Source organism: Anaerophaga thermohalophila DSM 12881, assembly GCF_000191885.1.
In the GTDB taxonomy this organism is placed as follows: domain Bacteria; phylum Bacteroidota; class Bacteroidia; order Bacteroidales; family Marinilabiliaceae; genus Anaerophaga; species Anaerophaga thermohalophila.
Map to the genome: position 1 here is coordinate 13,250 of NZ_AEWI01000001.1, position 12,690 is coordinate 25,939.

General features: G+C 41.9%; 8 protein-coding genes. 6 read left to right on the forward strand and 2 right to left on the reverse strand.

The window, feature by feature from the left end; all coding sequences use genetic code 11:
• Positions 1–1,248 precede the first annotated feature (1,248 nt).
• From ATH1_RS18635 to ATH1_RS0100090, 6 genes are all read left to right on the forward strand, one after another.
• Positions 1,249–2,214: an efflux RND transporter periplasmic adaptor subunit gene (locus ATH1_RS18635; RefSeq protein WP_010415858.1), complete on the forward strand. Its 966-nt coding sequence runs from the start codon at positions 1,249–1,251 to the stop codon at positions 2,212–2,214.
• Positions 2,183–2,326 (forward strand): hypothetical protein, encoded by a 144-nt coding sequence (locus ATH1_RS22045; RefSeq protein ID WP_010415860.1) that lies wholly within the window; start codon positions 2,183–2,185, stop codon positions 2,324–2,326. Before ATH1_RS18635 ends, ATH1_RS22045 begins: the two co-directional genes overlap by 32 nt.
• Positions 2,327–2,552: 226 nt before the next feature.
• A complete protein-coding gene (locus ATH1_RS0100075; RefSeq protein WP_010415867.1) occupies positions 2,553–5,702 on the forward strand; it encodes an efflux RND transporter permease subunit in 3,150 nt (1,049 codons plus the stop codon).
• A gap of 320 nt (positions 5,703–6,022) precedes the next feature.
• The gene (locus ATH1_RS0100080; RefSeq protein ID WP_010415870.1) at positions 6,023–7,453 is read left to right on the forward strand and encodes a TolC family protein; all 1,431 of its coding nucleotides are present in this window, start codon (positions 6,023–6,025) and stop codon (positions 7,451–7,453) included.
• Between the two features lie 303 nt (positions 7,454–7,756).
• Positions 7,757–8,842 carry a sensor histidine kinase gene (locus ATH1_RS0100085; protein ID WP_010415873.1) on the forward strand — a complete coding sequence of 362 codons (1,086 nt, stop codon included), beginning with the start codon at positions 7,757–7,759 and terminating at the stop codon, positions 8,840–8,842.
• Positions 8,843–8,854: 12 nt separating this feature from the next.
• On the forward strand, positions 8,855–9,625 hold the full coding sequence (locus ATH1_RS0100090; protein WP_010415875.1) for a LytR/AlgR family response regulator transcription factor: 771 nt from the start codon (positions 8,855–8,857) through the stop codon (positions 9,623–9,625).
• A gap of 239 nt (positions 9,626–9,864) precedes the next feature.
• On the opposite strand, the gene ATH1_RS0100095 is transcribed toward ATH1_RS0100090, so the two are convergent.
• Both ATH1_RS0100095 and ATH1_RS0100100 read right to left on the reverse strand, forming a co-directional pair.
• Positions 9,865–11,580 carry an acyl-CoA dehydrogenase family protein gene (locus ATH1_RS0100095; protein ID WP_010415878.1) on the reverse strand — a complete coding sequence of 572 codons (1,716 nt, stop codon included), beginning with the start codon at positions 11,578–11,580 and terminating at the stop codon, positions 9,865–9,867.
• A gap of 80 nt (positions 11,581–11,660) precedes the next feature.
• Positions 11,661–12,680 carry an electron transfer flavoprotein subunit alpha/FixB family protein gene (locus ATH1_RS0100100; RefSeq protein ID WP_010415880.1) on the reverse strand — a complete coding sequence of 340 codons (1,020 nt, stop codon included), beginning with the start codon at positions 12,678–12,680 and terminating at the stop codon, positions 11,661–11,663.
• Positions 12,681–12,690 lie beyond the last annotated feature (10 nt).

Genomic DNA, 12,690 nt, shown 5'->3' on the forward strand with positions numbered 1-12,690 from the left:
ATTAGGTTATTAGGTTATTAGGTTATTAGGTTATTAGGTTATTAGGTTATTAGGTTATTAGGCTATTAGGCTATTAGGTTATTAGGTTGTTGGGTTGTTGGGTTATTAGGTTGTTGGGTTATTAGACGCTTAGGGCAGAAAACTAACCAACATGTTGTTTAAGTTGACTAAATCCCCCAAAGGGGCTTTTTTTCAGGCTTGTCCTGAAAAAACGTAGTACCTTATCTCTGATTTTGTTGTATTTTTTGGCAAAATATTTATGAGCCCGGTCTAAAAAGCATCTTTGTTGCCAAACTCGTTGTTGTTTTAAATTTTTGCATCCTCATTAACAAAATAAGTTAACACCGATACAAAAATTTAAAACGCCTTGATTTTGACAAAAATATGCTTTTTATACCGCACTCATTTATAAAAAGGCTGCGCCATTTGTTGTTTGAATCACCGAATTTGCGCGAATTAACACGAATTTAGTCGCATCTTTGATGCGATAGTCATTCGTGTTATTCGTGTCATTGACAACATCATAATTGATTTTCTAAGGTGTTCTCGAACTCCTTCCAGTCGTTTCATCAGTATAAAGAAAGATTCTTCGTCGTGCCTCCTCAGAATGACACTGAGCGCTCTGTCATTCTGAGCGAAGCGAAGAATCCAACACCAATTAAAGTATGATAAAATGCATCATTACAATAACTTAGACTGATTTTATACGGATAAAAATGTTAGGATTGTTAAATTGTCAGCTAATGTAACAAAACTTATAACATTCTAACAACTAATGCATTGACAATATTAACAACTTTAACGATTCTAACAATTCTAACAGCCGTAACAATTTATTAAAAGTAAGATAAAATGAGCATGACAAGGTTTAGCACAAACCTTGTCATGCTTGCAAAATTTAAAACAACAATGAGTCTGGCAACAAAGATGCTTTTTAGACCGGTCTCATAAATCAATATCTCAGACTTCGGCATATAGCTACATTTCAGTTCTTTTTTATTGTGCTTCAGCAATTGTTTTTTTATTTCAGATAATGAATAGATAACTTTGCAAATCGAATAATTAATGTCTGTTCATAAACTGTGTTACGCTTGACGTCAAAATACTCATTTACAAAAAGTAAACTCAGCTTTTGGCGGCTTCGCAAGCCTTGCAACCGGCACTTTCTGAACAGACACATGAGATTTGATACAATTTTCCCTGACTTAATAGACGAACACTAATTACAGCAATAAATTCAAAAAGACTATGAACAGAAGCCTTGAACTGCTTAAAATATTCGGACTTCTCGGAATCTTACTCATAACATCATGTAATGAAAGAAGTTCCGGGGAAAAAGAGCAGATGCCTGTGGTAAAAACCGCTCAGGTAAAATCTTTTCATAATCTGTTATCTAAAAGCTATCCCGCCCGCATAAAGGCATCGTCAGACATCAGGCTCTCTTTCAGGGTAGCAGGACCTTTGTCAAAAGTTCTGGTGGAAGAAGGAGAATATGTCGAAAAAGGACAACTGCTTGCAACAATTGACCCGCGCGATTACGAACTCCGTTTGAAAGGGACTGAGGCTAAATACCGGGAAGTTAAAGCCGAAACAGAGAGAATAACTGCTCTGTACAAAAAAGGGAAAGTATCTGAAAATGATTACGATAAAGCTGTTTCAGGACTTCAACAAATCACGGCACAGTATGAAGCTCATAAGAATGCTCTGAACGATACCCGTTTAACGGCACCTTTTGCCGGGAATGTGACAGACGTATTTTTTGACACGCATGAGATGGTCAATGCGGGAATGCCGGTAATTGCCCTGATAGATACCCGACAATACGAAATTGTTGCCCATCTGCCCGCCAATGACTATCTGAAAAAAAACAATTTCGTTGATTTTCGTTGCCACACTGTCAATCACCCCGGAAAAGAATGGCCTTTGACTTTAAAAGGCATTGTGGCAAAAGGAAATGTTAACGGACTGTATCCTGCCCGCTTCATGCTTTCAGAGCCTGAAAAAGTAGAAATATTGCCCGGCATGAGCGCAAGGGTAATCATTCAGTACTCAACAGATGATAACGGTTTATTATCGGTACCATCCACAGCAGTATTTAAAAAGAATGGGCAATCGCTTGTATGGAAGCTGGACAAGGAAAGCCTAACAGTTAAATCGGTCACAGTAAAAATAGTCCGCATCGATGCAGAAGGCAATGCCATTTTTAAAAGGTAACCTTAAGCCCAACGATGTAGTAGTTAGTGCCGGCATTCATTCGATCCGGGAAGGACAAAAAGTTAAACAACTGGAACCTCCGGCCAAAAGCAATATTGGGGGATTGTTGTAAACATTAGCCCATTAGATTCATAAATACAAGATGATTCGCAGAGATGTGGAATAATGCATCTTATCAGAGATAATTCTCTAATCACAAAAAACTGATTGCAACTTATTACAAAATTTAAACGGAGTATTGTTTGTCAGAACAAGATTCTAAAGAAACAACCGATTCCTAACCAGGACAAGCCGGAACTAAAGAAAGTTATTGAGTTAAAATTTTCATTATCTGACTGATGACAGAATTTGCCTTTAAAAACAAAATACCATTCTACTTTTTTCTGATAGTCCTCGCTCTCGGGGGTGTATTATCATTCCGGTCGATGAGCAAGCTGGAGGACCCTGAAATTAAAGTAAAACAAGCGCTGGTTGTAACGGTCTATCCGGGTGCCTCGGCTCATGAAGTAGAGCTGGAAGTAACCGATGTTCTTGAAAAGGCCATTGGTACCATGGGCGACCTGAAGCAAACCGAATCGCGCTCGGAACCCGACTATTCGGAAATCAAGGTGGAACTCGATCCTACAGTTGACGCCGATGAAATTGAACAAAAATGGGACATTCTTCGAAGAAAAGTCAACCGTGCTGCTGCTGATCTCCCATCAGGTGCGCAACATCCAATAGTGGTAGACGACTTTGGAGATGTATACGGGCTTTTCTATGCCATGACCTCTGACGGTTTCTCCTACGAAGAGATGCATGATTATGGTCTGCTGGTAAAAAAGGAAATAGAAGACATTCCGTCAGTAAAACGTATAGAAATATATGGTGATCGCAATCCCTGCATTAACATCAATATTAAACAAGACAGGATGGCCAATCTGGGTGTTCATCCTGCCGAAGTTCTATCCACTCTTCGCGACCAGAACGAAACGGTTTATGCAGGATATTTCGAAGCCGGGAGCGAGCGGATACGGGTGGATGTCAACAACGATTTCGATAATCTCAATGACATACGCAATCTTATTATCCAGGGGCATGAAAACGATCAGGTACGACTTGGTGATATTGCAACCGTCGAAAAAACACTGGAAGCCCCTTACAGAGAGGCGATGCGATATAATGGCATGCCTGCCATCGGCATCTCTGTCTCAATGCAATCGGGCGAAAACATTATTGAACTTGGTAAAACGGTAGATAAAAAGCTGGTTGAACTAAAAGCGAAACGCATCCCGGCAGGAATAGAGTTCAAAAAAGTGTTTTTCCAACCCGAGAAGGTTGATAATGCCATATCGACATTCATGTTTAACCTGGCTCAATCCGTTGCTATTGTCGTGCTGATACTAATGCTGACAATGGGTTGGCGAAGTGGATTTATTATAGGCAGCGGTCTTTTGCTCACCATCCTTGGTTCTTTCGTGATACTTAACCTCTTCAACGGAACGCTGCAACGGGTTTCCCTGGCCTCGCTCATCGTTGCTATGGGAATGCTTGTGGATAACGCCATTGTGATTGTTGACGGTATATTGGTGGACTTACAGAGTGGCATGAAAAAGAAAAAGGCTTTGGTAAATACTGCACGGAAAACCGCCTGGCCGCTCCTTGGAGCTACATTGATTGCCATTTTTGCATTTTTACCCATCTTTTTGTCACCGGATACTTCGGGCGAATATGTCAGGGATTTGTTTATAGTCCTCGCTGTTTCTCTCCTGCTGAGTTGGATTCTGGCACTGACGCAAGCGCCGGTAATGGCCAATAAACAGTTTAAACGATCAAAAATACGAAAGCACGATGACAAGAAACCTTACAGCGGGAAAATATATACTTTTCACCGAAAAAGTCTCAGCTATTTGCTCTATCATAAAACAGTGGCCATTATAGTTGTAACCATTCTTCTGGCCGGAAGTGCGTTGCTTTTTCCGCTAATCCCGCAAACATTCTTTCCCGACCTGAGCTACAATCAGTTATACATCGAATATGACATGCCGTCCGGAACCAGGATTGAAAAAGTTGACAGTGATCTTGCCGAAATTGAGAAGTATCTGCTTGCTCAGCCCGAAGTTACCAATGTCACTACAAGCCTGGGCGGGACGCCTTCACGGTACAATCTGGTTCGTTCCATTGCCGAACCATCGATGAGTTACGGGGAACTCATTGTGGATTTTACTGACGAAGAAGTCCTGAAAGAAAAACTTCCGGAAATTCAGGATTACCTGATAAATAATTATCCTCAGGCGTATGCAAGAGTAAAACGGTACAACCTGATGTACAAAAAATTCCCAGTCGAGGTTGTTTTTACAGGTCCCGATCCGGCAGTTCTTAAGGATCTCACCCGTCAGGCAAAAGAAATTATGGAAGAGGAACCGGGAGCTATCCTGGTGACCGACAATTGGGAGCCTGCTTCCAAAGTACTGGTGGCCCGCTATCGTCAGGAAATGGCCAGAAGATCGGGACTTTCGAGGCCAGACCTGGCTCTCTCGCTACTTACTGCTACCGAAGGGCTTCCGATTGGAGCTTTTTATGACGGCACCCGTGCCATTCCAATTTATGTAAAAAGTACAGACAATGACGGAGAGCAGGTTGATAATCTGGAAACGGCGCCGGCATTCAGCGTTTTGCCATCGGTGAATAATTTTAACCCGCAAACGATAAAAGGAATCATGTCGGGAACCACCTCTTATGAAGAAATTCTGGAGTCAACACTTAGTGCAGTTCCAATAAATCAGGCCGTAAAGAGTATTGATGTAGAATGGGAAGAACCGGTTGTAAGACGCTACAATGGACGACGTGCCATAAAAGCCCAGTGTAATCCGGCGCCGGGACTCACCGCCGACAATGTTAGAAACCGTATTCTGGAAAAAATTGAAGCCATTGAGTTACCCGTTGGCTATCGGATAGAGTGGCAGGGAGAATACCAGGCCAGTTCGGAATCTCAACAATATTTGTTCATGTATCTTCCTCTGGCCATTGTTCTGATGATTGCCGTACTAATCGCCCTCTTCAATGACTATAAGAAGCCTTTAATCATCATCTTCAGCCTACCGCTTGCCTTCATTGGCATAGTGATTGGAATGTTGCTCACAGGTAAAGAATTCGGATTTATGGCCATAGTTGGAACACTCGGTCTGATGGGAATGATGATTAAAAATGGTGTTGTGCTGCTCGAGGAAGTGAGACTACAAATTAAAGACGGCAAAAATCCATTCATTGCCGTTATGGATGCCTCAACATCAAGATTACGACCCGTCATGATGGCATCTTTAACAACCATTATGGGAATGATTCCTCTCATCAACGACGATATGTTCGGTTCAATGGCTGTTACCATGATGTCGGGGTTGCTGGTCGGAAGCGTCATCACCTTAATGATGATGCCCGTACTTTATGCCTTGTTTTATAATATTGTTCACCCATTGAGTAAAAAAGCCAAAAAACAAAACTATGTCTGAATTGATGAAACGACCAAGGTAAAGGTGTTGCAACAATAGATTGTTAGATTGTTAGATTGTTAGATTGTTAGATTGTTAGATATAAAATGTTAGATTGTTAGATGTTAGATTGTTGGGAATGTTAGCTAATGTAATAAAACTTATAACATTCTAACAACTAACACATTAACAATATTAACAACTTTAACAATTCTAACAGTCTTACCAATTTATTGAATGTAAGATGAAACGAGCATAACAAAGTTTGTCACAAAAGTTGATGTATATGATTCAATCATGCGAGTTACATCCGACCAATAACTTAGATAAATTTTATACTGATGAAAATTCTATTATATACTTGGTTTTTGTTGATTTTAAGCAACTTTACTGTCGCATCGCAGGTAAAACTTGACCGCGATAAATGCAGGGAAATGGCCCTTGAATATTCGCGACAGTTACAACTGTCGCAAAATCAAAAAGAGCAGGCACTTCTGGACAGAAAAATTGCAAAAGCCGGTTATTTACCAAAATTCAGTGCCTCCGGAACGTATCTCTATAAACCGGATGCACTGGAGTATTCTCTTGAAGGTGGTTATTTACCTACCTACATCCCCGACGATCAGGGTATAATGCAACCCAACCTCATGCAAAACCCGGTTACCGGACAACCCGTTACCGGCCCCGATGGAAATCCTGTATTCAACATGTATGCCAATATGCCCGACATGAACATTAACGTGGGACTTGAAGGCGTTACCATGGCCGGTGTCGAAGTGCAACAGCTCGTTTACATGGGAGGAAAAATCCGAGCCGCGAACAAGTTGGCAAAGACAGGGGTTGATATAGCCAGCCTCCAGATTGAACAATCTGTTGCTGAAGTACTGGTCAAAACAGATAAGGCCTTTTATCAACTGGTTGCGGTACAATCAAAGAAGACTGCAGCGAAGGAATATAAAACACTTTTGGACTCACTTGTTTCCAACATTAAAGCAGGCATGGAAGAGGGAATCGCTACAAGAAATGACCTGCTCAAAGCACAGGTAAAAAGAAACGATGCCATTCTGATGGTTCAAAAGGCTCAAAGCGCGGAAAAACTGGCTGCAATGAACCTATGCCGAATTATCGGGCTGCCGCTTCAGTCTGATATCTCTGTTACCCTGCCGCAAAAAGATTCGCTTTTAAGTGTGGAACTAACGGATAGCGTGAACAACATAAATCGTCGTCCCGAATACCAAATGCTCAGCAAAGTCATCGATATAAAAGAATATGAAGCTAAAATGGCACGTGCTGAAATGCTTCCCGAAGTTGGGGTTTCGGCCGGTTATCATTATTTTGACGGACTTGAACTTAACGGCAAGGGCAACGATGAAATGTCATTTATAGCGCTGGCATCAGTAAAAATCCCTGTCTTTAAATGGTTCGAAGAACGTAACAAGCTTACTAAGGCAAAACTTGAGGCCCGTGCTGCAGAACTTAATCTTGAAGAAACAGAAAAACTCCTTCAACTCGAAATTGCTCAGGCAAAATTTAATCTCGAAGATGCTGTTAAACGATACGAATTAACCCTGACTGCTCTCGAGCAGGCAGAAGAAAACCTGGAAACCAGCCGTCAGCAATACGAAGAAGGACTGGAAACCCTGGTTAACCTTCTCGAAGCTCAGGCCCAATGGCAGGAAGCGCAAAGCGAACATATCGATGCCAGAACATCGGTTAAACTGGCTGAAACAAAGTATCTGAAGGCAATCGGTGAACTTAATAAAACAGACTGAAGTTAAACGACAGGCTGAAGCCAGAAGTATTGGGCATAAGGCATGGAAAAAGCAAACAGACTAAAATGTTATTTTTATTAATGTTAATAAAAATAATCTGTGTTCATCTGCGTCAACTGTGATGAACTCTCAACCTTAACTTCAATCTCAACCTCAACCTCAACCTCAACCTCAACCTTAACCTCAACCTCAACCTCAACCTTAACCTTAGCTGTTTGTCATTCTGAGCGGAGCGAAGAATCTAAGAGCAATTAAAGTATGATAAAATGCATCATTACAATAACTTAGATTAATTATATACGGATGAAAAATGAACCGCAACATATACCGAAAGAATTTAAGAATCCGAAAATTTCAATAACTGATAAGGGGGTATGGCCAACAGTCAGTCGTTTTGTGATCGTATCATCCATCGGATTACTGGTCATTGCCTTTGTTTTTCTGTTATATGGTGAAAGCCCCGATATGTTGAATAATCCGCTTCCTTTCATTTTGTCGGTTCTGTCGTTTAACCTTGCCAGCGAAGGAAACATTATTATCAACCGTTATCTTGATAAAAAGTCACCCTGGTTCTTTAGCATTTCACGTCGGATAAAGAAACAACTTTTATGGAGTTTCCTGTGGACGGTCTGCGTAGTTATTGTTTCGTTTATGGCTTTACCCGATCATATTCTTGAAGGCCCCTATTTCAGAAGATCGGCCGTTTTGGTGATAACATTCGGACTGATATTCGTTCTTATTTTCAACAGCACATTGTTTATCCGGAGTTTTCTGCTCAACTGGAGGAAATCCCTAATCGAGGTAGAGGCATTAAAACAAGCCAAAATGCAATCGGACTATAAAGTATTGCAAAATCAGCTGAACCCTCATTTCCTGTTCAACAGTTTTAGTACACTCATTTCCGAAATTTATTACAATCCGTCACAAGCCATAGAATTTACTCAGAAGCTGGCCGAAGTTTACCGTTATGTACTCCAAAAAAGAAATGAAATAACAGTTCCATTGCATGAAGAACTTGATTTTCTAAATGATTTCGTCTTTCTTCATAAAAAGCGAATGGGAAATGCATTGGTTGTTAATATAAATATCTCCGAACAGTATACCGACCATCACATTCCTCCCCTTTCCCTCCAGCTGCTCATTGAAAATGCCATTAAACACAACTGTGCCTCCGAACAAAATCCACTGGTCATTACTGTTGAAACTACCGAAAACAGGCAGCTGAAAATATGTAACAGTCTTCAGCCCAAAAGAACAGTTCACTCCACCGGTACCGGCTTCGATAACATTGTACAACGATATAAAATGCTTACCGGAGAAGACATACGGGTTAGCACAACACCGACACACTATTGCATTGAACTACCTCTGCTCCTGGATGCAGAATAAAATAAATATGTCATGAATATACTGATTGTTGAAGATGAAATCCCTACCCGGCGTTTACTGGCGGATATGATAAAGAAGATAAAACCGGCATGGAAGCTGACCGGAACTACAGGAAGTCTGAAAGAAACGATCGATTTCTTCAGATCCCATCCTCAACCCGATCTGATTTTCATGGATATTCAGCTTTCGGACGGCAGCAGTTTTGAACTGTTTAAACAGGTTGATATCAAAAGTCCGGTGATATTCACTACCGCTTACGATGAATACGCGATACAGGCATTTAAAGTCAACAGCATTGACTATTTACTGAAACCAGTTAACGAAAAAAAGCTGGAAGAAGCCATCAGCAAATATGAAAGGTTTTTCAGCATGCAACAACAGGCACCACCGTTATTAACAGACTATCAGTCTGTCGCAGAAATGGTGGCCTCGGGCAGAAGAAACTACAGAATACGTTTGCTGGTGAACCTTCCCGATGGTTTTCAAAAATTAGACGTCAAAAATATTGCCTGGTTTGTAAGCTCCAATAAAATAACCACCGCCTTCACCTTTGAAGGGCAGCATCACATCATTGATTTTACCCTTGACAAGCTTGACAAAGAACTTGACCCCATGAAATTCTTCAGGGTTAACCGGCAATACATCCTGAACATTGAAACCATACATAAAGTCGAAAACTGGTTTAATGGCAAACTGATCGTGAAAACCCGGCCCGAAAACAAAGAAAAAATCGTGGTTAGTCGTGAAAAAGCGAAAAGTTTTAAGGAATGGATTAATCAATGAGTCTACTTATTGGGACTGCTGAAGTAGGCTGGCATAAGTGTTTTGAGCCTTTTTGAAGAGGGTGTCTAAAGAGTAATTCTTTGAAAAACCGAATTCAATCCTTGCTGTCGCAAGTATTGTTTTCAATTAGTTACACGGAGGTGCACGGAGCACATCACAAAGAAAAACGGACTTTTCAGACAGCCTCTTCCCTCACTTATTTGAAAACTATTGACTTTTTCAGCAGTCCCAATTACAGATTAAGCTTCCTGTATTTGTTTGAAATAGCCCAGATCGTTGAGCGATGAATTAGCTATAAATTCAGCTCTGGCACGATTTTCTGCTCTTCCGATACGGATAAATATCTCCGTTGAATTTCGGAACTTATCATCACGTTCGGTATCAAGCAAAAGCAGATATCCCATGATGATATGACCGGCCATCTCTACCAGGCGACGTGCATGGAAATCAAGATATTCATTGTCCTTTACTTCCACTACGCTTTTCACGGCACGCTCATATTCTTCGGTCATACCTATCAGAGTACGGCGGAAGCCGTGCAATTCGGGTCTGAGCGGCATGGCCTCAAACTCACGTATGCGTTTCAGGTAAACTTCGGTAGTAACGCCCCGAATAGCTGCAACAACCTGAAGCTGGGTAGTTCCTTCATAAATGGTAGTAATTCGGGCATCCCTGTAGATGCGTTCAATAGGATAATCCTTCATAAAACCACTACCTCCGTGAATTTGAAGAGAATCGTAGGCAAGCTGGTTGCAATATTCACTGCTCATTCCTTTCAAAAGCGGAGTGAAGAAGTCGGCCAGACGTTGATAGTACTTCATCTCCTGCCGTTCCTCCTTAGTCAATTGACGCTTTTCTGAAAGGTGCATGTAAGCTTTGTAAATATCTACGTAACGGCTTGTTTCGTAAAGTAATGTACGTGATGCATCCAGCTTTGCTTTCATGGTAGCAAGTATTTCGTATACAGCGGGAAATTTGATGATGGGTTTGTCGAACTGCTTCCGTTCTTCAGCATAAGCCAAAGCTTCACGATAAGCTGCTTCACTGATACCTACCGATTGAGCACCAATTCCCAGGCGTGCACCATTCATCAGAGCCATTACATATTTGATCAGCCCCATCTTGCGATCACCTACCAGCTCGGCAGGAGCATTGTTAAATACCAACTCGCAAGTGGGCGACCCCTTGATACCCATCTTATTTTCGATACGCCTTACCTTAACCGCTTTATGATTCCTGTCATAAATGAACATAGAAAGACCGCGTCCATCTGTCGTTCCGGGCTCCGAACGGGCCAGCACCAGTGAAATATTTCCATCCCCGTTGGTAATGAACCGCTTCACACCATTAAGATACCACTTCCCCTCTTTTTCATTATAGGTAGCCTTCAACTGGACGGACTGAAGATCGGAGCCGGCATCCGGCTCGGTCAGAGCCATTGCAGCGGTTTCTCCCCTGGAAATTCGTGGGAGATAACGCATCTTTTGATCTTCATCGGCAAACTCGTGAATGGTTTCGGCACAGTCCTGAAGTCCCCAGATATTCACGAAACCGGCGTCGGCACGCGACACCAGATCGGCAGCCATACTATATGGGACAATCGGAAAATTAAGCCCCTCATATTCCCGGGGGAGCGTAATGCCCATTAAGCCGGCCTTAACGAGAGCATCCAGATTTTCCCGGGTACCTTTGGCATATACTACTTCGTTATTTACAATCTTTGGTCCTTCCGTATCGACATCCTCGGCATTGGGTGCCACAATATCGCCACATATCTCACCCACTATTTCGAGAACTTTTTCATAACTGTCCATCGCATCCTCATAGTCGAGCGGGGCATAATCGTATTTGTCCCTGTCCTCAAAGTTGTTTTCTTTAAGGGCAACAATCTTTTTCATCAAAGGATGTGTCAGATGAAATTTGAGGTCCGGATTATCTGTAAAAAAATTAGCCATTGTTTCTCTTTTATTAATCAGACGCAGAATCAAAAAAACCGGTTCCGGTCCGAAATCCTACATTCAGATATTACCTAAAATTATTTGGTATTTTTCCTATATGCCTTAATCAGTTTGGGAATGGTTTCCATTACATCGCCGGTAATAACAAAATCAGCGATTTTATTAATGGGTGCAGACGGATCGTTATTAATGGCAATCACCATAGACGACTCCTCCATTCCCGCGGTATGCTGTATCTGCCCGGAAATACCGCAGGCAATATACAACTTGGGCCGTACAGTGACACCCGTCTGTCCCACCTGACGGTCGTGTTCGGCAAAACCGGCATCCACGGCAGCCCGGGAAGCGCCAACTTCGCCACCCAATACTTCGGCAAGTTCGTAAAGAATAGAAAAGTTCTCCTTTGATCCCATACCATATCCACCGGAAACGATAATTGAAGCGTTCTTGATGTTGATCCGGTTCTTTTCAATATGACGTTCGATGATCTTAACGACCGTATCCTCAGGTTTCAGGTATTTCTGAACATCAATAACTTTTACCTCTCCTTTGTGTGTTTTGGAAAAGACCTCTTTCTTCATCACACCTTCCCGTACTGTAGCCATTTGCGGCCGGTGGTCGGGATTGATGATTGTGGCAACAATATTTCCACCAAAAGCAGGCCGAATCTGATACAAAAGATTTTTATAGTGTTTTTTGGCTCTTTTATCTTCATGATCGCCAATTTCGAGAGCGGTACAATCAGCTGTGAGTCCGCTTTGCAGGGCAGAAGAGACCCGTGGCCCCAGATCACGACCCATGGTTGTTGCCCCCAATAAAGCAATCTGTGGCTTCTCTTTTTTAAAGAGTTCAACAACAACCGATGTAAAGGGCAATGTAGTATATGGTTCCAGGCGCTTATCATCCCCGATATGCACCACATCGGCACCATAAGGGAAAATCTGTTCCTCAATGCCCTTCAAATTGTGTCCCAAGGCAATAGCCTCCAGCCGGCAATTCAGCTGATTGGCTAAAGAACGACCTTTGGTAAGGAGTTCCAGACTCACATCAGCCACTTTCCCATCCTCTATTTCACAAATAACAAATATATTGTCCATTTTATATTCG

Excerpts from the sequence above, each read along its gene's own strand:
- ATH1_RS0100080 (WP_010415870.1), top strand. The coding sequence starts at position 6,023 with ATGAAAATTCTATTATATACTTGGTTTTTGTTGATTTTAAGCAACTTT.
- ATH1_RS0100085 (WP_010415873.1), top strand. The coding sequence starts at position 7,757 with ATGAAAAATGAACCGCAACATATACCGAAAGAATTTAAGAATCCGAAA.
- ATH1_RS0100090 (WP_010415875.1), top strand. The coding sequence starts at position 8,855 with ATGAATATACTGATTGTTGAAGATGAAATCCCTACCCGGCGTTTACTG.
- ATH1_RS22045 (WP_010415860.1), top strand. The coding sequence starts at position 2,183 with ATGCAGAAGGCAATGCCATTTTTAAAAGGTAACCTTAAGCCCAACGAT.
- ATH1_RS18635 (WP_010415858.1), top strand. The coding sequence starts at position 1,249 with ATGAACAGAAGCCTTGAACTGCTTAAAATATTCGGACTTCTCGGAATC.
- ATH1_RS0100075 (WP_010415867.1), top strand. The coding sequence starts at position 2,553 with ATGACAGAATTTGCCTTTAAAAACAAAATACCATTCTACTTTTTTCTG.
- ATH1_RS0100100 (WP_010415880.1), bottom strand. The coding sequence starts at position 12,680 with ATGGACAATATATTTGTTATTTGTGAAATAGAGGATGGGAAAGTGGCT.
- ATH1_RS0100095 (WP_010415878.1), bottom strand. The coding sequence starts at position 11,580 with ATGGCTAATTTTTTTACAGATAATCCGGACCTCAAATTTCATCTGACA.